This window comes from Mesorhizobium sp. CA8, assembly GCF_020164955.1.
GTDB lineage: Bacteria > Pseudomonadota > Alphaproteobacteria > Rhizobiales > Rhizobiaceae > Mesorhizobium.
Genome location: NZ_JAIUHG010000016.1, coordinates 1 through 20,423, shown reverse-complemented (window position 1 = coordinate 20,423; position 20,423 = coordinate 1). Strand labels below are relative to the sequence as shown.

Below are 20,423 nucleotides of genomic sequence, written 5' to 3'. Positions count from 1 at the left end.
CCTCATCATGACGGTCGTCGTCACGCTTTTTTCGGCCATGCCGGCCTTCGCCGTCGAGCCGATCAAGATCGCGCGCGACGACAAGGCGCTGGACCTCTCCGGCGCGGTGGAGATCTACCGGAACCAGGGCGAGAATTTCCAGGTCTCGACCGCGCCCGGGCCCGACGGCATCGTGCGGCGCATCGAGGTGGAGGCCAATGACGCGCGCTCGAGCGGCGACTGGGCCGTCTTCGCGCTCGCCAACTCCACCGACCAGCAGCTCGACCGGCTGATCGTCGCGCCGCATTTCCGCCTGGTGAATTCCGGTCTCTTCTGGCCCGACCTCGGCTCGACGCGCATCGCCGCGATCACGCCCAGCGAAGGCTTCGCGCTCGACCGCCAGACAAGCCCTGACGCCGACGTGTTCCGGGTGACGCTGAACCCCGGAACGGTGGTGACGTTCATCGCCGAGCTCGCCTCGCCAAAGCTGCCGCAGGTCTATCTCTGGGAGCCGGATTCCTACAAGGACTCGGTCAATTCCTACACGCTGTTCCGCGGCATCGTCATCGGCATTTCAGGCCTTCTGGCGCTGTTCCTGACCATCCTGTTCGTGGTCAAGGGAACCTCGATGTTCCCGGCCACCGCGGCGCTCGCCTGGGCGGTGCTGGCCTATATCTGCGTCGACTTCGGCTTCCTCAACAAGATCATCGAGATATCGCCCGGCAACGAGCAGATATGGCGGGCCGGCACGGAGGTGGCTCTAGCCGCAACCTTCGTGGTGTTCCTGTTCGCCTATCTCAACCTCAACCGGTGGCACGGCCATTTCAGCTATGGCGCGCTGGTCTGGATCCTGGGTCTGCTTCTGATCGCCGGCGTCGCCATCGTCGATCCGGCGGTCGCCGCCGGCATCGCCCGCCTCTCCTTTGCCGCCACCGCGCTCACCGGTCTCGGCCTCATCATCTTCCTTGGCATTCGCGGCTATGACCGCGCCATCATGCTGGTGCCGAGCTGGGTGATGGTGCTCCTATGGCTATGCGGGTCGTGGATGGCGATCACGGGCATGCTGGACAACGACATCGCCCAGCCGGCGCTGGGCGGCGGGCTGATCCTGATCATCCTCTTGATCGGCTTCACGGTCATGCAGCACGCCTTTGCCGGCGGCGCGCTGCACCAGGGCCTGTTCTCCGACCTCGAGCGGCAGGCACTGGCCGTGGCGGGCTCGGGCGACATCGTCTGGGACTGGGACGTGCTGCGCGACCGCGTGGTGACCAAGCCGGACATCAGCCTGCAGCTCGGCCTTGCGCCGAACAGCCTTGGGGGTGCTGCCCGCAACTGGCTGCCGGTGCTGCATGCCGACGACCGCGACACGTTCCGCACCACGCTCGACGTGGTGCTGGAGCATCGCCGCGGCAAGGTGGCGCAGAATTTCCGCCTGCGCGGCGCCGACGGCCACTACCATTGGTTCTCGCTGCGCGCCCGCCCGGTTATCGGCTCCGACGGCGAGGTGATCCGCTGCGTCGGCACCATGGTCGACGTTACCGAACAGAAGAAGTCCGAGGAAAGGCTGCTGCACGATGCCGTGCACGACAATTTGACCGGCCTGCCGAACCGCGAATTGTTCATGAACCGGCTGGAGGCGATCATCTCGATCGCCCGCACCGAGGAGAAGGTGCGCCCGACGGTCTTCATCATCGATATCGATCGCTTCAAGCAGGTCAATGACGGTCTGGGCATTTCCGCCGGCGACACCATTCTGCTCACTGTTGCGCGCCGGCTGCACCGGCTGCTCAAGCCGAAGGATTCGCTGTCGCGCTTTGCCGGCGACCAGTTCGCGCTGATGCTGCTTTCGGAGCAGGACCCGGCCCGCATCGCGGCAATCGCCGACGCCATCAAGCATGCGATCAACAATCCGATCACCTTCGCCAAGCGCGAGATCGTGCTGACCGCCTCGATCGGCCTGATCACCTGGACGACGGCGCAGACTTCCGCCGAGGACATGGTCAAGGACGCCGAGCTTGCCATGCACCAAGCTAAGCGCTTCGGAGGCGACCGGATCGAGCCGTTCCGGCCCGCCTTCCGCACCGTCGGCACCGACCGGCTGCAGTTCGAATCCGACCTTCGCCGAGCCATCGAGCGGCGCGAGTTCACGCTAGCCTACCAGCCGATCGTGCGGCTGGAGGACGGCAGCGTCGCCGGCTTCGAGGCGCTGCTGAGATGGGACCATCCGCGCCGCGGCATGATCCCGCCGGGGGACTTCATCCCGGTCGCCGAGAATTGCGGGCTGATCGTGCAGCTCGGCCTGTTCGCCATGCAGCAGGCGGCCGAGGACCTGGCGGGTTGGCAAAAGCAGATCGGCGACGCGCCGCTGTCGGTCTCGGTCAACCTCTCCAGCCGCCAGCTCATCCGCCGCGACCTGGTCAGCGACGTGCGCTCCGTCATCGCGCGCGCGAATCTGAAGCCGCGCTGCTTCCGGCTGGAGCTCACCGAATCCCTGGTGATGGACAATCCCGAGCAGACCGCGCATGTGCTGACCAAGCTGAAGCAGCTTGGCATCGGGCTGTCGCTCGACGATTTCGGCACCGGCTATTCCTCGCTCTCCTATCTGACGCGCTTCCCCTTCGACACGATCAAGATCGACAAGAGTTTCGTCGACGACTCCACGCCGAAGCGCGCCGTGCTGCTCAAATCCATGGTCAATATGGCGCATGAGCTCGGGCTTTCGGTCGTGGCGGAAGGCATTTCGGATGAAAGCGATGCGCTGGAGCTGCGCCAGATGGGCTGCGAATATGTCCAGAGCTTCATGTTCGGCGCGCCGATGCCCGGCGACCAGGTGCTGAAGACGCTGAGGGAGCAGTATCCGCTGACCCAGGCTTAGAGGCCGTTTGGAAACTCTACTCCTGCGGCCGTCTGGCGGCGCTTTCTGCGCTTCCGGTGCCCACGTGCGTTAAGCACGCTCCGCTCCGGTTCTCGAAATCACCACCATATGACTCGCATGAGCGAGTTTCGAAACGGCCTCTGCGTCTGCTCGGTACGGCAGGCTAGGCATGCCCCGCGGCGGCACTGAGATGGGCGAGGTCGATGCCGATCGAGGCGAGGATGCGGTCGTATTTGCGTTCGATGTCGGTGTCGAAGAGAAGCTCGGGCGTCGCCGGACAGGTGAGCCAGCCATTCTCGGCGATCTCCGTTTCGAGCTGGCCGGCGCCCCAGCCGGAATAGCCGAGCGCCATCAGCGCATGGCGCGGGCCGCGTCCCGTGGAGATGGCGCGCAATATGTCGACGGTTGCCGTCAGGCAGATATCGTCGGAGACGTTGAGCGAGGATTCCACGCGATAGTCGCCGGAATGCAGCACGAAGCCGCGGCTGCGGTCGACCGGCCCGCCATTGCGCACGACGAAATCGCGCGTATGCGCCGGCAGGCGGATCGCTTCCTGCTCGTTCATGATGCCGAGCTGCACAAGCAGGTCCGGAAACAGCATCTGCTGCGTCTGGTTGATGATCAGGCCCATCGCGCCCTCGTCGCTATGGGCGCAGACGTAGATGACGGAGCGCGCGAAACGGTCGTCCTTCATGCCCGGCATGGCAATCAGGAACTGATCGTCGAGGAAGCCGCGGCCGGCGGCCGCCTTCTTGTGGCGCAGCAAGTCCATGGCTTGAGCGTAACGCGTTTCGGCAGCGCCGAAAAGATGGTGCCGGTCCCCGATGTCACGCAAATATGATACCGGGAAGGTGACGAAGTCATTGCGCGGCCAAGAACGGACGGTCAAATCACCGCTATGCGATATATGAAAATACTGGTTCTCGGCATCGTTTTCGGGTGGGCTGCAAGCCTCCCGGCCGAGACCTCCTCCTCGAACTGGTACAACAGTGAAGGCGGCAAGGTACGGCTGGTGACCACCGGCAAGCCCGACGAGGCCGGCAAGATCCACGGCGTGCTCGACATCGCCTTGAAGCCCGGCTGGAAGACCTATTGGCGCGATCCGGGGGATGCCGGCGTGCCGCCGCAGCTCGACATATCCGGCAGCACCAACATCGCCGACGCGCAATTGTCATTCCCGCCGCCGCAGCGGCATGACGACGGCTACGGCAAATGGGCAGGCTACGATCGTCCGGTGTCGCTGCCGGTGACCTTTACGGTGTCATCGCCCGGCCAACCGGCGACCATCGATGCCCATGTCTTCCTCGGCATCTGCGAGACGATCTGCATTCCGGTGCAGACCCGGCTCAGCGTCGATCCCGGCTCCGATCCGGATAACGCGACCGACGCCGCACTGGTGAAAACCGCGCTTGCGACGCTACCCTCCCCGGCCCGGTCCGATTTCGGCGTCAGCGTGCTGCCCGGCGATCACGAAACTCTTGTCGTCCAGGCGCAGTCGCCCGGCGATCCGCAATCCGTCGACTTCTTCATCGCCGGCGAGCGCGACTACATGTTCGGCGCGCCGGTGCGCAGCCAAAGGGACGGCAAGCTCGTCTTCACCGTGCCGATCCTCGACCGGCCGTCGGCGACGCCGACCGATGGCGGGCTATATTACACGCTGACCAGCGCCGAGGGCTCGGTCGACGGGTTGCTGCCTTTCCCTTGATCCAGGGTTGTGAAGAGGTTGCCGGAGCCCGCGCAGTCCGATATCGAAAACATCGGTCCTTCCCATCCCCCAAGCGAGGCTCCCCATGACCATTTCGGTTGGCGAAAAACTGCCCGAAGTAACCTTCAAAATGATGACCGCCGACGGCGCCAAGCCGATCACCGGCGATGAGATATTCGCCGGCAAGAAGGTGGTGCTGTTCGGCGTTCCCGGCGCCTTCACGCCGACTTGCAGCAACAACCACCTGCCGGGCTATCTGGAGAACCATGACGCCATTCTTTCGCGCGGCGTCGACACGATCGCCGTCGTCTCGGTCAACGACGTGCATGTCATGGGCGCCTGGGCGCGGTTCACCGGTGGCGAAGGCAAGATCCTCTATCTCGCCGACGGCAGCGGTGATTTCGCCAAATCGGTGGGGCTGGACAACGATCTTTCCGCCGCCGGCATGGGGCTGCGCTCGAAGCGCTTTTCGATGATCGTCGACGACGGCAAGGTCATGGCGCTCAATGTCGAGACCAAACCGGGCGTCGACGAGTCCGGCGCTGCCAAGATCCTCGAGCAGCTCTGATGCTCGACACCATCTGGCGCGCAGTGGCGATCGGCATCGGCGCCACGGTGTTCATGGACATCTGGGCGATCATCCTCAATAAGGCAATCGGCCAGCCATTGCCCAACTGGGGCATGGTGGGACGCTGGGTGCGGCATCTGCCGGAGAGGGTCTTTCACGACGATATCGGCAAGGCGGCGCCCTATGCGCATGAAAAGGCGCTCGGCTGGGCGTTCCACTACCTCGTCGGCATTCTCTACGGCGTGATCCTTGTCGTGCTCGCCGGCGCGGGCTGGCTGGCGACGCCGACATTCCTGCCGGCCTTCATCCTCGGCATCGTCACGGTCGGGGCGGGCTGGTTCCTGCTGGCGCCTGGCATGGGCGCCGGCTGGGCGGCATCCAAGCTCCCCAACCCGACGAAGGTGCGCGCGCTCAACCTCCTGGCGCACACGGTGTTCGCGCTCGGCATGTTCTCGACGGCGCTGCTGATCCGCTGACGATTCCGGCACCGGCAGATGAGCTGAAATCAGAACAGACGGTTCAGGTCTCTGCGCCCGTCCACGACGCGAACGATCTCCACCAACTCTATTGGGCCATTATCGGTGTCCGGTATAGTTTCAAAGAACAACACAAACGGCGGCGCCACCAACATGCGCGCCGCGGCCCGAATGTCAGGCCGTCTTACGCCCATACGTGGCTGGTCCGCCAACTGCCGCGCCCGGTCCTCTATCCAGTCATAGTAGCGATCGGCGGCCCTCATGCTTTCGCTGCCGATGGCTACATAGATGTCGATTAAATCGGCTCTGGCCGCGGTAACCAGACTACCTTAACGGCCATTCGGCGCGGCGTCCTTTAGCCTCTGCCGAGCTTCGTTTCTGAGGGCGTCAAAGTCCAAAGGCTCCGGTCTCCCGCTCGCCTTGCCCTCATCCCAGAGCCGTTGCAGACGGTGCAGGTCCTCTTGGCGCAGTTCTCGCTTAGCCAACCAGTCGCGCACCGCTTCGCGCACGATTTCGCTCGTGGTCGCGTATTCCCCGGTTTCCACGGCCTCACGCATGACGGCCGCCTGCTGCGTCGTGACCGCCACGCTGATTTTTTCCACGTTTGCCATGGCAGCTATCCTTGCTCTATGGTAGAAAATAATACCCCCTTGCAGGAATCAATGGCACTGCTGATCCGGTAGCCGATCAAATGCTGTGATCGCACCTCCTCCCGCCATCGACCGGCAGGCCGGCAGGCCTAATTAGCTTTGAGTCGAACGTCGCGCCTTCGCAACCGCCGGCCGCTTCGGCTGCGCTAGGGGCTGCGCCGCCACGACAGGCTTCACCGGGCCTTTCTTGAACGGCGCCATGCCTTGCCTGGCCAGTTCGTCGGCACGCTCGTTCTCCGGGTGGCCGGCATGGCCTTTCACCCAATGCCACGTGACCTTGTGGCGCCGGTTGGCCTCGTCGAGCGCCTGCCAGAGCTCGCCATTCTTGACCGGCTTCCTGTCGCCGGTCTTCCAGCCGTTCTTCTTCCAGCCATGGATCCATTTGGAGATGCCGTCCATGACGTATTTGCTGTCGGTGTAGAGGTCGACCGCGCAAGGCTCCTTCAGCGCATTGAGCGCCGTGATGGCGGCGAGCAGCTCCATGCGGTTGTTGGTGGTCTCGGCCTCGCCGCCCGACAACTCCTTGGTGACGCCGTTGTAGCGCAGCACCGCGCCCCAGCCGCCGGGCCCGGGATTGCCCGAGCAGGCGCCGTCGGTGAAGATCTCGATCTGTTTGTTCATGTCAGCCCGTATTCGGATGGCGACTTGATGGCGCGATGGAAGCGCATGCGGCGGATATATTCGGTCGGATCGCGCTTCATCACCAGCCCGCCATCCGGAACGGTCAGCCAGTCATAGAGGCGGGTCAGCATGAAGCGCAGCGCCGAGCCGCGCGCCAGCATCGGCAGCGCCGCCTTCTCGTCGCCCGAGAGCGGCCGCACCGACTGATAGCCGGCCAGCAGCGCCGTGCCCTTGGTCAGATTGAAGGAAAAATCCTTCTCGAAGCACCAGGCGTTGAGGCAGGTGGCGACATCATAGGCATAGAGATCGTCGCAGGCGAAATAGAAGTCGATCAGCCCCGACAGTTTCTCGCCGAGGAAGAAGACATTGTCCGGGAACAGATCGGCATGAATGATGCCCTTCGGCAGGCCGGTGGGCCAGTTGCGCTCGAAATCGACGAAATCGGCATCGACCTCGGCCGCCAAGCCGGGCTCGACCTCGTCGGCCCGCTCGCGCGAGGCCGCCCAGAGCTTGCGCCAGCCGTCGATGGCCAGCGCGTTCGGCCTTCGCATCTGAAAATCCTGGCCGGCAAGATGCAGGCCGGCGAGCGCCTTGCCGACCTCGCCACAATGCGCGGCGGTCGGGCGCCTGAGCGATAGGCCTTCGAGGAAGGTGATGATGACGGCGGGCCGGCCGGCGAGCGTGCCGATGACGGTGCCGTCATGCGCGGTGACCGGCAGCGGGCAGGAAATGCCCTTCCTGGCGAGATGGCCCATCAGGCCGAGAAAGAACGGCAGGTCGGCCTTGTCGACGCGCTTCTCGTAGAGGGTCAGGATGTAGGAGCCGGTCGAGGCATGGACCAGGAAATTGGAATTCTCGGTACCTTCGGCGATGCCCTTGTAGGAAAGCAGCTCGCCCACCGGATAGGCCTTGAGGAATGCGGTCAGCTCGCCTTCGTTGACGTCGGTGTAGACGGCCATCCGGTTTCACGCCGCTCCATTGACGAAGGCCATGTCGGCCGCCGTCAGTTCGACATCGCGCAGCACCCGCATCACCGGAAAATCCTCCGTTTCCGTGGCCGTGATGGCCAGATCGATGGTGACTTCGAAGCGCTGCCGGAACGCGTCGATGATCTCATCGACGATGATTTCCGGCGCCGATGCGCCGGCCGACAGGCCGAGCGTCCTGATCCCGGCGATCTCATCCCACGGAATTTCGGCGGCGCGCTGCACGAGAAGCGACATCGTGGCGCCGGCGCGCTCCGCCACTTCGACAAGGCGGCGCGAATTGGACGAATTGGGAGCGCCGACGATAAGGAAAAGATCGGCGCCCGCCGCCGTCTCCTTCACCGCTTCCTGGCGGTTGGTCGTGGCGTAGCAGATGGATTCGGCCGCGGCCGCGTGTAGTTCGGGAAACCTCTCCTGGAGCGCCCGGATAATGCCGGCGGTGTCCTCGACCGACAAGGTCGTCTGAGTGACGAAGCCCAATGCCGAAGCGTCGACGGGCACGAAGCGCGCGGCGTCGGCCTCGGTCTCGATCAGCGTAACGGCGCCTTCCGGCAATTGGCCCATCGTGCCGATCACCTCCGGGTGCCCGGCATGGCCGATCAGGAGCACATGGCGCCCGAGCCGCTGGTGGCGCATCGCCTGTTTGTGCACCTTGGAGACGAGCGGGCATGTGGCGTCGAGATAGAAAAGATTGCGCGCCTCGGCATCCGCCGGCACCGATTTCGGCACGCCATGCGCGGAAAAGACCACGGGCGACTGGCGATGCTCCGGCGGAATCTCGGACAGTTCCTCGATGAAGACGGCGCCGAGGCTCTGCAGCCCTTCGACGACGTAGCGGTTGTGCACGATTTCGTGGCGGACATAGACCGGCGCGCCATATTTCTTCAGCGCCAGCACGACGATCTGGATGGCGCGGTCGACGCCGGCGCAGAAGCCGCGTGGCTGGCAGAGCCTGATCGTCAGCGGTGGTTTTTTCTCGGTCATGAATACGAAGCCGGTTCAGTCGGAATCAAGAGCATGATGCCGAAAAGTGTGAAGCGGTTTCGGACCACATCATGCTCTATCTCTTTGTTGTAGGCGAAATGAGGTGCGCACCCCTGCCCTGTCAAGAGCGGCGGCGCTCACTGCTCCTTCGCCGGGCGGCGCAGTCTTAGAATCAGCACGGCTGCAAGGGCGGCGGCCAGCCCGTACCAGGTGACGGCGTATTGCAGGTGGTTGTTCGGCAGATCGATGATGGTGACGCCACCGACCGGCAGGCCGCTGGGATTCGGCGTCTTGTCGGCATCGACGAAGAACGGCACCAGCACGAAGCCGGCAGGCAAGCCGGCGGTCGCCGCCATGACGTCGCGGTCCTTCCAATAGAAGATGTTCTTGGCGACGTCATTGTCGGGAAGCATCATCGACGGCTTTGCAGGCAGCGGATTGCGGGCAAGTCCGGTCACCGTCACCTTGCCGGCGATTTCGCCCCGTTGGCGCTTGGCCGGGTCCTTGAGATCGTAGGGAACGAAGCCGCGGTTGACGAGCACGAAGCGGCCATCCTCCAACTGCAAGGGCGTGTAGACGTTGAAGCCGCTGTCGCCTTGCCAGGTGGAAAAGAAGTGCCGCTCGCCCTTGTGCAGGAACGTGCCGGTCACCGTCACCGGGGTGTAATCGACATCGTGGGAAGCGGCGAATTGCCTCTCGACTTCCGCCAGCGGCAACGGGGCGGAATGCGTGCGCTTGTCGATGGTCGCGAGCAGGTCCTCCTTCCAGTGCAAGCGCTGGACCTGCCAGGTGCCGAGCCCGATCAGCACGGCGAACAGCACGAGGCCGAGACCGATGAGCAACGCCGCGCGCGGCCGCGAACGGTCGGCAACCGAGCCTGTCGTCTCATTCATTCCTGGGATTCCAGCCTGCCTTCAGCAGCCTTCTTCGAATATTGCAAGGTGATCAGCACGCCCTTGATGAGGCGCAGCGCCGTCAGGCAGAGAACCAGCGCCAGCGGTATCCACAAAGTGAAGTGCAGCCAGAGCGGCGGGCTGAGCGTCACCTCCATCCATAGCGCCAGGCCGACGACGATGAAGCCTATGATCAGGATGACGAACACCGCCGGTCCGTCTCCGGCATCGGCGAAGGAATAATCGAGCCCGCAATTGTAGCAGCGCTTGCCGACGGTGAGGAAACCCGAGAACAGCTTGCCTTCGCCGCAGCGCGGGCAGCGGCCGTGCAGGCCGGCCGAGATCGGATCGATGGGTGGCCAGACCGCTTTATCTTCGCTCATGTTCTCACCGTAGACCTTTTCGCCCCAAAGAATAAGGCGGCCACGTCGCCGCAGCCGCCTTTGGGATTCCGAAACCTGTCGGTTTAATGGCCTTCGCTCAGCGCGCCGTTCGAGGCCCAGACATAGATGGCGCTGAACAGGAACAGCCAGACCACGTCGACGAAGTGCCAGTACCAGGCGGCCGCCTCGAAGCCGAAATGCTGCTTCGGGGTGAAGTCGCCGCGCCACGCGCGGATCAGGCAAACGAGCAGGAAAATGGTGCCGATGATGACATGGAAGCCGTGGAAGCCGGTGGCCATGAAGAAGGTGGCGCCGTAGATCGAATCCCTGAAGCCGAACGGAGCGTGCATGTACTCGTAGGCCTGCACCATGGTGAACAGCATGCCGAGGCCGACGGTCAGCACCAGGCCGTTGATCAGGCCCTTGCGGTCGCCATGCAGAAGCGCGTGGTGCGCCCAGGTCACCGTCGTGCCCGACAGAAGCAGGATGATGGTGTTGTAGAGCGGCAGGTGGAAGGGATCGAGGACTTCAAGCCCCTTCGGCGGCCAGACACCGCCGGTGAAAGCGGTACGGGCATACTGGTTCGCCTCGCCAGGGAAGAGACTTGCATCGAAGAAGGCCCAGAACCAGGCGACGAAGAACATCACCTCGGAGGCGATGAACATGATCATGCCGTAGCGCAGATGCAGCGACACGACGCGCGTGTGGTAGCCCTCATGCGCTTCCTTGATGGTGTCCGACCACCAGGCGAACATCGTGTAAAGCACGATGATCATGCCGATGAAGAACAGCCACGGATTGGCGATGTTGTGGCCGAAGACCGGGAAGTTGCCGCCCTTCAGATACTGCATCAGGCAGACGCCGCCGACAGCGGTGACCAGCGCACCGACCGAGCCCAGGAAAGGCCAGGGGCTCGGGTTGACGAGATGGTAGTCGTGGTGTGGTTTTGCGTGCGCGTCTGCCATATCAACCCCCGAGGCTTGCTTCGGAATCTGGAACTTTGTTGCTGCTGCCAGCGGCCGGCGCCGACGAGGCGACCGGCTGTTTCTTTTCGACCGGGAACATCGTGTAGGATAGGGTGATCGTCTTCAAGTCCTTGAGTTCCGGCACATTGACGATGTCTGGATCGACGTAGAACACGACCGGCATGTCCAGCGTCTCGCCGGGCCTCAGCGTCGTGTCGGTGAAGCAGAAACACTCCACCTTGTTGAAATACGCGCCGGCCATTTCAGGCTGCACGTTGAACGAAGCGCGGCCGGTGATGGGGCGATCGAACCTGTTGGTTGCGCTGTAATGCGCCTGGGTCGTCTCGCCGATCTTGATCGTCACCGAACGGGCGACCGGCTCGAACTGCCAGGGAATGCCGTTGGTGTTGGCATCGAAGCGGATGGTGATGTCGCGTTCGAGCACACGGCCGGCATATTGCTTCTCGGCGCGTTGCGTGGTGCCGCCATAGCCGGTGACCTGGCAGAACATCTTGTAGAGCGGCACCGCCGCATAGGCCATGCCGATCATACCGGCGAAGAAGGCGAGGCACACAGCGGCGACGATGCCGTTGTTGACCTTGCGGGGCTTGCTCAAGTCGCCGCTCATCAGCCGCCCCCAAGCAGACCCGAGCCGGTGAGGCTCGCGCCATGGTGACCGAAGCGCACGATGGTGGCGGCATAGAAGATGATGACGAGCGCCGCCAGCGCGACGCCGATGGCGATGGAGCGGTTGCGGCGCGCCTTGCGCTGACGCTCGGTCAACGTGACCAGTTCGAGGTTCTTTTCGGCCACGGTCATACCCCCCCCATCATGAGCGCGCGCCCGACGACGCAATCGACGAGATAGGCGGCGAAGATGGCGAAGAGATAGAGCAGCGAATAGCCGAACAGCGCCTTGGCCGGCTTCATCGCGCGGTCGTCGTCAGTCATGGCAAGCACTTTCCAGGCATACCAGACGAAGCCCGCGCCGAGGACCGCCGAGACGACGCCATAGCCGGCCGTGGTGTAACCAAGCGCCCATGGCAGCACGCCGACCGGCGCCAGGATCAGCGCATAGGCAAAGATCTGCCTACGGGTCGAGGCATGGCCGGCGACATTCGGCATCATCGGGATGCCGGCGCGGGCGTAGTCGTCGGACTTGAAGAGAGCCAGCGCCCAGAAATGCGGCGGCGTCCACAGGAAAATGATCAGGAACAGGATCACGCTTTCGAGGCTGACCGAGCCGGTCACGGCGGCCCAGCCGATCACCGGCGGGATGGCGCCGGCGGCGCCGCCGATGACAATGTTCTGCGGCGTCCAGCGCTTCAGCCACATGGTGTAAATGACGGCGTAGAAGAAGATGGTGAAGGCGAGAAGCGATGCCGACAGCCAGTTAACCAGCACGCCGAGCGTCATCACCGACAGCACCGAGAGCACTAGGCCGAAGCTCAGCGCCTCGCCTGGGGTGACGCGGCCGGACGGAACCGGGCGGCCGGCGGTCCTGGTCATCACGGCGTCGATGTCGGCGTCGTACCACATGTTGAGCGCGCCGGAAGCACCGGCGCCAATGGCGATTGCGAGGATGGCGATCACCGCCATGAGCGGATTGATGGCGACGGGCGCCGCGATCATGCCGACAAACGCCGTGAAGACGACCAGCGACATGACGCGCGGCTTCAGGAGGGCGAAGAAATCGCCTGCGGTCGCTTCCGACATGCGAAAACCCGCTTCCTCCATCAATCTGTCTTCGGCAAGGGCCATGCGCACTTAAAGTCCATCATTCCGTTGGCCAAGACCGCCGGGCAAGCCGGCGGCCTCGTATGCGTAGGGGCGCCTACTTGATCTTCGGCAGCTGTTCCCACTGGTGGAACGGCGGCGGCGAAGGCAGCTGCCATTCGAGCGTGGTGGCACCCTCGCCCCACGGGTTGGCGCCGGCGACGCGCTTCTTCTGGAAGGCTTCGAACACGCCGTAGAGGAAGATCGCAACGCCGACGGCCGCGATGTAGGAGCCGTAGGACGACACCATGTTCCAGCCGGCGAATGCGTCCGGATAGTCGACGGTGCGGCGCGGCATGCCGGCAAGGCCGAGGAAGTGCTGCGGGAAGAAGATCAAGTTGACGCCGACGAAGGTGACCCAGAAGTGGGTGTTGGCGATCACCGGCGAGTACATGTAGCCGGTCATCTTGGGGAACCAGTAGTACCAGCCGGCGAAGATGGCGAACACGGCGCCCAGCGACAGCACGTAGTGGAAGTGGGCGATCACGAAATAGGTGTCGTGCAGGGAGCGGTCGAGGCCGGCATTGGCCAGCTGGACGCCGGTGACGCCACCGATGGTGAACAGGAAGATGAAGCCCAGCGCCCACAGCATCGGCGGCTTGAAGGAGATCGAGCCGCCCCACATGGTGGCGATCCAGGAGAAGATCTTCACGCCGGTCGGCACCGCGATGACCATGGTGGCGAACACGAAGTAACGCTGGGTGTCGAGCGACAGGCCGGTCGTGTACATGTGATGGGCCCAGACGATGAAGCCGACAGCGCCGATCGCGACCATGGCGTAGGCCATGCCGAGATAGCCGAACACCGGCTTCTTCGAGAAGGTCGAGACGATATGGCTGACGATGCCGAAGCCCGGCAGGATCAGGATGTAGACTTCGGGATGGCCGAAGAACCAGAACAGGTGCTGGAAGAGGATCGGGTCACCGCCCTGATCCGGCACGAAGAAAGCGGTGCCGAAATTGCGATCGGTGAGCAGCATGGTGATGGCGCCCGCCAGAACCGGCAGCGAGAGCAGGAGCAGGAAGGCGGTGATCAGCACCGCCCAGGCAAACAGCGGCATCTTGTGCAGCGTCATGCCGGGAGCGCGCATGTTGAAGATGGTGGTGATGAAGTTGATGGCGCCGAGGATCGACGACGCGCCGGCGATATGGATCGCCAGGATAGCCAGGTCCATCGCCGGTCCCGGCTGGCCGGAGGTCGAGAGCGGCGGATAGATCGTCCAGCCGCCACCGACGCCGAAAGCGCCCGGCGCGCTTGGCACGAACATTGAGGAGAGCAGCAGGATGAATGCCGGCGGCAGCAGCCAGAAGGAGATGTTGTTCATGCGCGGGAAGGCCATGTCCGGCGCGCCGATCATGATCGGCACCATCCAGTTGGCGAAGCCGCCGATCAGCGCAGGCATGACCATGAAGAAGATCATGATCAGGCCGTGCGCGGCGCCGAAGGCATTATACATGCTCTTGCCGCCGTCGATGGCGGCGTCGCCCTGCATGCCGTAGACCATCTGCGCCAGGCCGCTGAAGATCTGGATGCCCGGCTCCTGCAGCTCCATGCGGATGGCGACCGAGAGCGCGGCGCCGATGACGCCGGCTATGATCGCGAAGATCAGGTAGAGCGTGCCGATGTCCTTGTGGTTGGTCGAGTAGACCCAGCGGACCCAGCCATGCGGCCTGTGGTCGCCGTGATCGTGAGCTGCAGCCTCTGCCATGTTCCGCTCCGTTCCCTAAATCTTGCTAACCCGCGGCATCAGTTGCCGGCGGCCGCTACCTTGTTGGTACCATAGATCTCGGCCATCAGCGCCTTGTTGGCAGCAGGCACGTCGGTCTTGGCCGTCTCCAGCCAGGTCTTGAACTGCGCATCGGATACGACGCGCACGGCGATCGGCATGAAGGCATGGTCCTTGCCGCAGAGCTGCGAGCATTGCCCGTAGTAGAGGCCTTCTTTCTCCGCCTTGAACCAGGTCTCGTTGGTGCGGCCGGGAACGGCGTCCATCTTGATGCCGAAGGACGGCACGGCGAAGGAGTGGATGACGTCGGCCGCGGTGATCAGCACGCGGGTCATGGTGTTGACCGGCACGACCAGCTCATTGTCGACCGCGAGCAGGCGCGGATAGAGGGCGCGATCTTCCTTGCCGGCCTTGGCGCGGTCGGCGTCCTGGAGAAGCGCCGAGTTGAAGGAGAAGGTCTTGTCGACCTGGTACTCGTAGTCCCAGTTCCACTGGTTGCCGGTCGCCTTGACGGTGAGCTTGGCTTCTTCCGGCGGGGTGTATTGAGCGGTGAGCAACTGGAAGGAGGGAATGGCGATCAGCAGAAGCACGATCACGGGCCCAACTGTCCAGATCACCTCGATCAGCGTGTTGTGGCTGGTCCTGGACGGCACCGGGTTGGCGCTGGCGCGGAACCTGACGATGCAGACCAGCAGAAGCACCAGCACGAGGATGGTGATCGGGACGATGAACCACATTGTGTAGTTCCCGAACCGCTCGATCTGCCGCATCATGTCGGTCGCCGGCGCCTGGAAGGTCACTTCCCATTCCCGCGGCTGGTCGGCGCGGGCCGCCGCACTGGAGAAGAGCACGGCCGAAGCGGCCGCACCTGCCAAGAATTCAGCGCTTGCCAGGAATTTCCTCATCGCCCTCTCGTCTCCCACTTCCCGCGATCTGGTCGCACCAATAACGGACGCTGCCAGGATCGGGAATCCCGGTCTGTCCCTAGGGTGGTTCAAACCATACTCTATTTCCCTCCGCAAGAAAGGAGCGGAGGAAACCGTGCGGCATTTTTGCGCGTAGGCCGAGGGACATCTTCTGCGCCCGCCGCGCTATATGCGCAACGGTCGCAATTCGGGCGAATTTGCTTTGGAAAAGCATGGAATTGCCGGTATCGGGGCGGGCCGGCGACGGTCTCATCCTTTACTTGGCCCCGGCGCGGCTTAAAGTGCCGTGATTCGCAATGGAGCCGTCATGACTTCCTGGCTTTCGAGAACCTTGGCGAAGGTCGTTCTTGCCCTTGCCTTGCTCGGCGTCGGCATAGCCGTTGGCGCCGCCGCCTCGCCGAACAATGCCACGCCCCCGAGCGGCACGGTGAAGTCGACGCATGGCGCGTGGTCGATCATCTGCGACACGCCGGCGGGCGCGACGTCCGAACAATGCGTGATGATGCAGAACGTCGTCGCCGAGGACCGTCCTGAAATGGGCCTTTCGGTCGTGGTGCTGCGCACTGCCGACAACAAGGCCGAGATCCTGCGCGTGCTGGCGCCACTCGGCGTGCTGCTCCCCAACGGCCTCGGCCTCAACGTCGACGGCAAGGACATCGGCCGCGCCTATTTCGTACGCTGCTTCCAGGACGGCTGCTACGCCGAGGTGATCCTCGAAAAGCCATTGCTCGACACGTTGAAGAGCGGCACCTCGGCCACCTTCATCGTCTTCCAGACGCCCGAGGAAGGCATCGGCATTCCCGTCGACCTCAAGGGCTTTGCGGAAGGTTTCGCCGCCCTACCTTGATCTTCTTGCCCATGCGCCGCTCCTGACGTCGAGGTCCGGTGGCGAATGCGCGTTTGGCGGCCAGGAGGCTCAATGCGCGCGAATTTATCCACTTTCGTCACCGGTCTGGCGCTGGTCGTTGCGGTTTCGGCCGCGCGGGCCGAGGAGGCCGAAATCCTCCAGAAGCCGGAACCGGCGGCGATCCTCGATATCGCCAAGGGTTTCGGCTCGGCCAGGATGGGCAGGGACGATAATGGCGACCCGATGATTTCCGGGCGGGTCGAGGGCGTCAAATACGTGATCTATTTCTATGGCTGCGAAGACCACGAGAACTGCAAGTCGCTGCAGTTCTCGACCGGCTACACCGACCCGCTGACCGCCGACCAAGCCAACGCCTGGAACGCAAAATACCGCTGGGTGAAGGCCTATTCGGGCGACGGCTCGAATTTCAAGATGGATGTCTCTTTCGCCGGCGGCATCACCAAAGCCAATCTCGAGGAACAGTTTTCCAACTGGAACGCGATGGCCGCCAACATCAAGAACTTCCTGAGCGGCGAGTGACGGCGGCGCAATCGTCGGCTTGATCCTGTTGGCGATTGTGCAATGGCGGCTTCGCGCCTACATCCGGTGCAACGATTTTGTTTCCACGAATGGATTTGCCATGAACAGCCTGATCGGCCAATTCGATATTTCCGACGATCGCGTCAAAGAGATCGTCACCGAGACCATCAAGGGCGCCGACGACGGCGAGCTGTTCCTGGAATACAGCGAAAGCGAAGCGCTGATGTTCGACAATGGCCGGCTGAAGACGGCCAATTTCAACACCGACCAGGGTTTTGGCCTGCGCGCCGTGGCCGGCGAGGCCAGCGGCTACGCGCATTCCAGCGATCTCTCCGAGGCCTCGCTGCTGCGCGCGGCCGATGCCGTCTCGGCGGTCAAGGGCGGCTATTCCGGCACATTGGCCGGAGCGCCCGCCCGCACCAACCGCCATCTCTATGGCGACGAGAACCCTATCCCCTCGCCGTCTTTCGAGGCCAAGGCAAAGCTGCTGCAGGAGATCGACGGCTGGCTGCGGGCCAAGGATCCGCGCGTGCGCCAGGTGACGGCCTCGCTCGCCGCCTCCTGGCAGCATGTCGAGATCATGCGCGGCGACGGCCAGATCGTGCGCGACATCCGCCCGCTGGTCCGGATCAACGTTTCGGTCGTGGTCGGCAGCGGCGACCGGCAGGAGAGCGGCTCCTATGGCATGGGCGGCCGCAAGAGTTTTGGCGAATTCGTCAGCGAGGAAAGCTGGAAGCATGCAGCCAGCGAGGCGCTGAGGCAGGCGCTGGTCAATCTCGAGGCCGTCCCTGCGCCGGCGGGCACGTTCGACATCGTGCTCTCCAGCGGCTGGCCGGGCGTGATGCTGCACGAGGCGGTCGGACACGGGCTCGAAGGCGATTTCAACCGCAAGAAGACATCGGCCTTCGCCGGCCTGATGGGCCAGCAGGTGGCGGCAAAGGGCGTCACCGTGGTCGATGACGGCACGATCCCCGAGCGGCGCGGATCGCTCACCGTCGACGACGAAGGCACGCCTTCGGCGCGCAACGTGCTGATCGATGACGGCATACTGGTCGGCTATATGCAGGACCGCCAGAACGCCCGGCTGATGGGCATGAAGGCGACCGGCAACGGCCGCCGCGAGGGTTATGCGCACCAGCCGATGCCGCGCATGACCAACACCTACATGACCTCCGGCGACATGCAGCCGGAAGAGATCATCGCCTCGGTCAAGAACGGCATCTATGCCGTTTCCTTCGGCGGCGGCCAGGTTGACATCACCTCCGGCAAGTTCGTGTTCGGCTGCACCGAAGCCTACATGATCGAGGACGGCAAGGTGACGCAGCCGATCAAGGGCGCGATGCTGATCGGCAACGGTCCTGACGCCATGCACCGCGTCAGCATGATCGGCAACGACATGCAGCTCGACACCGGCATCGGCATGTGCGGCAAGGCCGGACAGGGCGTGCCTGTCGGCGTCGGCCAGCCGCATCTGCGGATGAACCAGATGACGGTGGGCGGCACCAGGGTTTGAGGCCTTTCGTTCGCTGCCCGAACGACCATCCGAGCAGTCCCCGCGCCAGGCGATTGATTCCGGCTTGAATGCATCCTCCACCTTGAAGTGAACACAATCGTGTTAGGACATTAGTAATTGTTTAATTGGCGGGGCAGGCGTTTGCGCATTAGCTTCTCGCCAGTCTTCTGGTTGCGGTGGTGTCGGCAATGCAGCGCTCCCCTGGCGTCCTGACCTCTTCTTTCCTCCTTGGCCTCGTTTCGTTAGTTGGCGCCTCGTCGCTGCAAGTCGGCCCTGCAGCGGCGCAGTCGTCGCTGTTCAAGCCAACGTCGACACGACCTGCTGCAAGCTCCGCCGCCGTCGGTAGCAGCACCAGCGTTCCATATGGCTGGCTCGATTTCTGTCATCGCCGGCCGAAAGAGTGCAAGGTGCCTACGCTGCCCGCCGCGAGCATCAGGCTGACCGCGCAGAACATGAACATCCTCAAACGGATAAACCGGACGGCGAACCGTTCCATCAAGCCGGTCAGCAATTACGACCACTGGGGCACGATGATGGACCATTGGGACTATCCGACCGATGGCAAGGGCGATTGCAAGATCTACGCGCTCTACAAGCGCAAGCTTCTCCAGGACGCGGGATTTCCCCGGCAGGCGCTGCTGATGACGGTGGTGCGCGATCTTCACAATGAGGGCCACACCATCCTGACGGTGAAGACCGACAAGGGCGATTTCGTGCTGGACAATCTGGTCGACGAAATCCGGCCCTGGAACGCCACCGGCTATTATTTCCTGAAACGCCAATCGCAGCAGAACCCGAATGTCTGGGTTTCGCTCAACCAGCGCGGCGGCACGGCGAAACGGCTGTCTCCAAGCTCGTAGATCAGGATGACGTTTCGTTGAATCGCCATCCTGATCTAACTCTTTGTTGGAGCATGATCTTCTCCGAAAACCGGTTCCCACTTTTCGGGATCATGCTCTAGACTAAAGCCAGAGCGTTTTGCCGTTTCACGGAAACGGCGAGCCGCTCTATCTCCCTGGGATGCAATTCCGGAGGGGAAGGCTACGGTGAAGTCGCCGAGCTCGACCCTTTCACCTTTTTCCCGCAATCGCTCCCGGCGCGACCAGAGCGGTCCGGTCTGCTTTTGACGGATTTGGCCGTCACATTCTCAACCTCGCAAATCGTGGGCCGTAAAATCCGGCCTACGGACGGGCCATTGCCGCCAGGCAAGCCTTGCTGGCCTACTGCTGGCAGGGCGGCTCGCCAGGACGCCCACAGGTCGGCTTCTTGTTTCCCTGCGGCGGCTGCTCCTTGGGCTGCTGCGGCAGGCGCCGTTCCTGTATCTGAGGCCGAGGCCGCTGCTGCTGCAAGCGTCTTTCTTGCATCTGAGGCTCAGGCCTCAACTGCTGCAGGCGTCTCTCTTGCATCTGAGGCCTTGGCTGCGCCTGGAACTCTGGCCTTTGCGGCCTGAGCACCTGCACGTCCGGCCTTTCCTGCTTGAAGTTGCGCTGGACCTTGGCGCCTGCGCCGGCGGAGCCCTCTTCGCCGTTCGGCAGCCTGCGGAACTTCCTGTTTCCGTTGGCCGCGCCCTGATTCTGGTCGGAGAACACGCTCGGATTGTTTCTCCTGAGCCGCTCCTGCACGCTCGGCCGGTTGTCGGCCGGCGCGCCGTTGACGGTCGGCAGCTTGCGGAACTTCTTGCCTCTATCGCCTCCGACGACCGAGCCTTGATCGCTCGGGCCGACAGTTGTCTGGCCTGCCGACAAATCTTTGCGTGTCAGCTTCCTCGGCCTGCCTTCGTTCTGGCCGGACAACGCATTCGGATTGTTCTTCCCGAACCTCTGCTGAGCGTTCTGCCCGTTCTCGCCCGGCGCGCCATTGACGGTCGGCAGCTTGCGGAGCTTCTTACCTCTATCGCCTCCGTTGTCCGAGCCTTGATCGCTCGGGCCGACAGCTGTCTGGCCTGCCGACAAATCTTTGCGTGTCAGCTTCCTCGGCCTGCCTTCGTTCTGGCCGGACAACGCATTCGGAT

At 63.4% G+C, this 20,423-nt stretch carries 22 protein-coding genes and 1 pseudogene; 8 read left to right on the top strand and 15 right to left on the bottom strand.

From position 1 onward, the window contains the following. Positions 1-7 precede the first annotated feature (7 nt). A complete protein-coding gene (locus LB553_RS18180) occupies positions 8-2,854 on the top strand; it encodes an EAL domain-containing protein (RefSeq protein WP_263484118.1) in 2,847 nt (948 codons plus the stop codon). 163 nt (positions 2,855-3,017) lie between these two features. On the opposite strand, the gene LB553_RS18175 is transcribed toward LB553_RS18180, so the two are convergent. Further along, a complete protein-coding gene (locus tag LB553_RS18175) occupies positions 3,018-3,626 on the bottom strand; it encodes a YqgE/AlgH family protein (protein WP_140748798.1) in 609 nt (202 codons plus the stop codon). 126 nt (positions 3,627-3,752) lie between these two features. On the opposite strand from LB553_RS18175, the gene LB553_RS18170 reads away from it, so the two are divergent. The 3 genes from LB553_RS18170 (at position 3,753) to LB553_RS18160 (ending at position 5,603) form a co-directional block, all read left to right on the top strand. Beyond that, entirely contained in the window at positions 3,753-4,559 is an 807-nt protein-coding gene (locus tag LB553_RS18170) for a protein-disulfide reductase DsbD domain-containing protein (protein ID WP_318011509.1), read from the top strand. Positions 4,560-4,644: 85 nt separating this feature from the next. After that, positions 4,645-5,127 carry a peroxiredoxin gene (locus LB553_RS18165; RefSeq protein WP_224515429.1) on the top strand — a complete coding sequence of 161 codons (483 nt, stop codon included), beginning with the start codon at positions 4,645-4,647 and terminating at the stop codon, positions 5,125-5,127. Next, positions 5,127-5,603, top strand: coding sequence for a DUF2938 domain-containing protein (locus tag LB553_RS18160; protein WP_224515425.1), 477 nt, complete (start codon positions 5,127-5,129; stop codon positions 5,601-5,603). Before LB553_RS18165 ends, LB553_RS18160 begins: the two co-directional genes overlap by 1 nt. A gap of 29 nt (positions 5,604-5,632) precedes the next feature. Here the strand turns inward: LB553_RS18160 and LB553_RS18155 are convergent, their stop codons facing one another. From LB553_RS18155 to coxB, 13 genes are all read right to left on the bottom strand, one after another. Then, positions 5,633-5,866, bottom strand: coding sequence for a type II toxin-antitoxin system RelE/ParE family toxin (locus tag LB553_RS18155; RefSeq protein WP_318011508.1), 234 nt, complete (start codon positions 5,864-5,866; stop codon positions 5,633-5,635). A 66-nt stretch (positions 5,867-5,932) separates the two neighbouring features. Further along, entirely contained in the window at positions 5,933-6,214 is a 282-nt protein-coding gene (locus LB553_RS18150) for a type II toxin-antitoxin system ParD family antitoxin (RefSeq protein WP_224515424.1), read from the bottom strand. A gap of 132 nt (positions 6,215-6,346) precedes the next feature. Continuing rightward, positions 6,347-6,874 (bottom strand): ribonuclease HI, encoded by a 528-nt coding sequence (gene rnhA, locus LB553_RS18145; protein ID WP_224515421.1) that lies wholly within the window; start codon positions 6,872-6,874, stop codon positions 6,347-6,349. Continuing rightward, positions 6,871-7,833 (bottom strand): homoserine kinase, encoded by a 963-nt coding sequence (locus LB553_RS18140; protein WP_224515419.1) that lies wholly within the window; start codon positions 7,831-7,833, stop codon positions 6,871-6,873. Before LB553_RS18140 ends, rnhA begins: the two co-directional genes overlap by 4 nt. Positions 7,834-7,839: 6 nt before the next feature. Further along, entirely contained in the window at positions 7,840-8,844 is a 1,005-nt protein-coding gene (gene ispH, locus LB553_RS18135; protein ID WP_224515417.1) for a 4-hydroxy-3-methylbut-2-enyl diphosphate reductase, read from the bottom strand. Positions 8,845-8,981: 137 nt separating this feature from the next. After that, complete coding sequence (locus tag LB553_RS18130) at positions 8,982-9,737, bottom strand: SURF1 family protein (protein WP_224515415.1); 756 nt, start codon at positions 9,735-9,737, stop codon at positions 8,982-8,984. After that, positions 9,734-10,120 carry a DUF983 domain-containing protein gene (locus tag LB553_RS18125; RefSeq protein WP_224515413.1) on the bottom strand — a complete coding sequence of 129 codons (387 nt, stop codon included), beginning with the start codon at positions 10,118-10,120 and terminating at the stop codon, positions 9,734-9,736. The genes LB553_RS18130 and LB553_RS18125 overlap by 4 nt, the downstream gene beginning before the upstream one ends. Before the next feature lie 83 nt (positions 10,121-10,203). Next, complete coding sequence (locus LB553_RS18120) at positions 10,204-11,085, bottom strand: cytochrome c oxidase subunit 3 (protein ID WP_224515411.1); 882 nt, start codon at positions 11,083-11,085, stop codon at positions 10,204-10,206. 1 nt (position 11,086) lies between these two features. Further along, positions 11,087-11,713 carry a cytochrome c oxidase assembly protein gene (locus LB553_RS18115; RefSeq protein WP_224515409.1) on the bottom strand — a complete coding sequence of 209 codons (627 nt, stop codon included), beginning with the start codon at positions 11,711-11,713 and terminating at the stop codon, positions 11,087-11,089. Then, positions 11,713-11,904, bottom strand: a complete 192-nt coding sequence (locus LB553_RS18110; RefSeq protein ID WP_224515407.1) for a hypothetical protein — start codon at positions 11,902-11,904, stop codon at positions 11,713-11,715. Before LB553_RS18110 ends, LB553_RS18115 begins: the two co-directional genes overlap by 1 nt. Next, a complete protein-coding gene (locus tag LB553_RS18105; protein ID WP_224515405.1) occupies positions 11,901-12,845 on the bottom strand; it encodes a heme o synthase in 945 nt (314 codons plus the stop codon). Before LB553_RS18105 ends, LB553_RS18110 begins: the two co-directional genes overlap by 4 nt. A 73-nt stretch (positions 12,846-12,918) precedes the next feature. Next, entirely contained in the window at positions 12,919-14,568 is a 1,650-nt protein-coding gene (gene ctaD, locus LB553_RS18100; protein ID WP_224515403.1) for a cytochrome c oxidase subunit I, read from the bottom strand. Positions 14,569-14,606: 38 nt separating this feature from the next. Continuing rightward, complete coding sequence (gene coxB, locus LB553_RS18095) at positions 14,607-15,608, bottom strand: cytochrome c oxidase subunit II (protein WP_412033355.1); 1,002 nt, start codon at positions 15,606-15,608, stop codon at positions 14,607-14,609. 211 nt (positions 15,609-15,819) lie between these two features. Here coxB and LB553_RS18090 point away from each other — a divergent pair, with 211 nt between their 5' ends. From LB553_RS18090 to LB553_RS18075, 4 genes are all read left to right on the top strand, one after another. Then, positions 15,820-16,359 (top strand): invasion associated locus B family protein, encoded by a 540-nt coding sequence (locus LB553_RS18090; protein WP_224515399.1) that lies wholly within the window; start codon positions 15,820-15,822, stop codon positions 16,357-16,359. 72 nt (positions 16,360-16,431) lie between these two features. Next, positions 16,432-16,899 (top strand): YbjN domain-containing protein, encoded by a 468-nt coding sequence (locus tag LB553_RS18085; RefSeq protein ID WP_224515397.1) that lies wholly within the window; start codon positions 16,432-16,434, stop codon positions 16,897-16,899. Positions 16,900-16,999: 100 nt separating this feature from the next. Beyond that, on the top strand, positions 17,000-18,412 hold the full coding sequence (gene tldD, locus LB553_RS18080; RefSeq protein ID WP_224515395.1) for a metalloprotease TldD: 1,413 nt from the start codon (positions 17,000-17,002) through the stop codon (positions 18,410-18,412). Positions 18,413-18,600: 188 nt separating this feature from the next. Next, the gene (locus LB553_RS18075) at positions 18,601-19,272 is read left to right on the top strand and encodes a transglutaminase-like cysteine peptidase (RefSeq protein WP_224515393.1); all 672 of its coding nucleotides are present in this window, start codon (positions 18,601-18,603) and stop codon (positions 19,270-19,272) included. 360 nt (positions 19,273-19,632) lie between these two features. On the opposite strand, the pseudogene LB553_RS18070 reads toward LB553_RS18075, so the two are convergent. Beyond that, positions 19,633-20,423 (bottom strand): annotated as a pseudogene (locus LB553_RS18070) (peptidase C14 caspase catalytic subunit p20); the annotation flags it as partial.

Excerpts from the sequence above, each read along its gene's own strand:
- LB553_RS18180 (WP_263484118.1), top strand. The coding sequence starts at position 8 with ATGACGGTCGTCGTCACGCTTTTTTCGGCCATGCCGGCCTTCGCCGTC.
- LB553_RS18175 (WP_140748798.1), bottom strand. The coding sequence starts at position 3,626 with ATGGACTTGCTGCGCCACAAGAAGGCGGCCGCCGGCCGCGGCTTCCTC.
- LB553_RS18170 (WP_318011509.1), top strand. The coding sequence starts at position 3,753 with ATGCGATATATGAAAATACTGGTTCTCGGCATCGTTTTCGGGTGGGCT.
- LB553_RS18165 (WP_224515429.1), top strand. The coding sequence starts at position 4,645 with ATGACCATTTCGGTTGGCGAAAAACTGCCCGAAGTAACCTTCAAAATG.
- LB553_RS18160 (WP_224515425.1), top strand. The coding sequence starts at position 5,127 with ATGCTCGACACCATCTGGCGCGCAGTGGCGATCGGCATCGGCGCCACG.
- LB553_RS18155 (WP_318011508.1), bottom strand. The coding sequence starts at position 5,866 with ATGAGGGCCGCCGATCGCTACTATGACTGGATAGAGGACCGGGCGCGG.
- LB553_RS18150 (WP_224515424.1), bottom strand. The coding sequence starts at position 6,214 with ATGGCAAACGTGGAAAAAATCAGCGTGGCGGTCACGACGCAGCAGGCG.
- rnhA (WP_224515421.1), bottom strand. The coding sequence starts at position 6,874 with ATGAACAAACAGATCGAGATCTTCACCGACGGCGCCTGCTCGGGCAAT.
- LB553_RS18140 (WP_224515419.1), bottom strand. The coding sequence starts at position 7,833 with ATGGCCGTCTACACCGACGTCAACGAAGGCGAGCTGACCGCATTCCTC.
- ispH (WP_224515417.1), bottom strand. The coding sequence starts at position 8,844 with ATGACCGAGAAAAAACCACCGCTGACGATCAGGCTCTGCCAGCCACGC.
- LB553_RS18130 (WP_224515415.1), bottom strand. The coding sequence starts at position 9,737 with ATGAATGAGACGACAGGCTCGGTTGCCGACCGTTCGCGGCCGCGCGCG.
- LB553_RS18125 (WP_224515413.1), bottom strand. The coding sequence starts at position 10,120 with ATGAGCGAAGATAAAGCGGTCTGGCCACCCATCGATCCGATCTCGGCC.
- LB553_RS18120 (WP_224515411.1), bottom strand. The coding sequence starts at position 11,085 with ATGGCAGACGCGCACGCAAAACCACACCACGACTACCATCTCGTCAAC.
- LB553_RS18115 (WP_224515409.1), bottom strand. The coding sequence starts at position 11,713 with ATGAGCGGCGACTTGAGCAAGCCCCGCAAGGTCAACAACGGCATCGTC.
- LB553_RS18110 (WP_224515407.1), bottom strand. The coding sequence starts at position 11,904 with ATGACCGTGGCCGAAAAGAACCTCGAACTGGTCACGTTGACCGAGCGT.
- LB553_RS18105 (WP_224515405.1), bottom strand. The coding sequence starts at position 12,845 with ATGGCCCTTGCCGAAGACAGATTGATGGAGGAAGCGGGTTTTCGCATG.
- ctaD (WP_224515403.1), bottom strand. The coding sequence starts at position 14,568 with ATGGCAGAGGCTGCAGCTCACGATCACGGCGACCACAGGCCGCATGGC.
- LB553_RS18090 (WP_224515399.1), top strand. The coding sequence starts at position 15,820 with ATGACTTCCTGGCTTTCGAGAACCTTGGCGAAGGTCGTTCTTGCCCTT.
- LB553_RS18085 (WP_224515397.1), top strand. The coding sequence starts at position 16,432 with ATGCGCGCGAATTTATCCACTTTCGTCACCGGTCTGGCGCTGGTCGTT.
- tldD (WP_224515395.1), top strand. The coding sequence starts at position 17,000 with ATGAACAGCCTGATCGGCCAATTCGATATTTCCGACGATCGCGTCAAA.
- LB553_RS18075 (WP_224515393.1), top strand. The coding sequence starts at position 18,601 with ATGCAGCGCTCCCCTGGCGTCCTGACCTCTTCTTTCCTCCTTGGCCTC.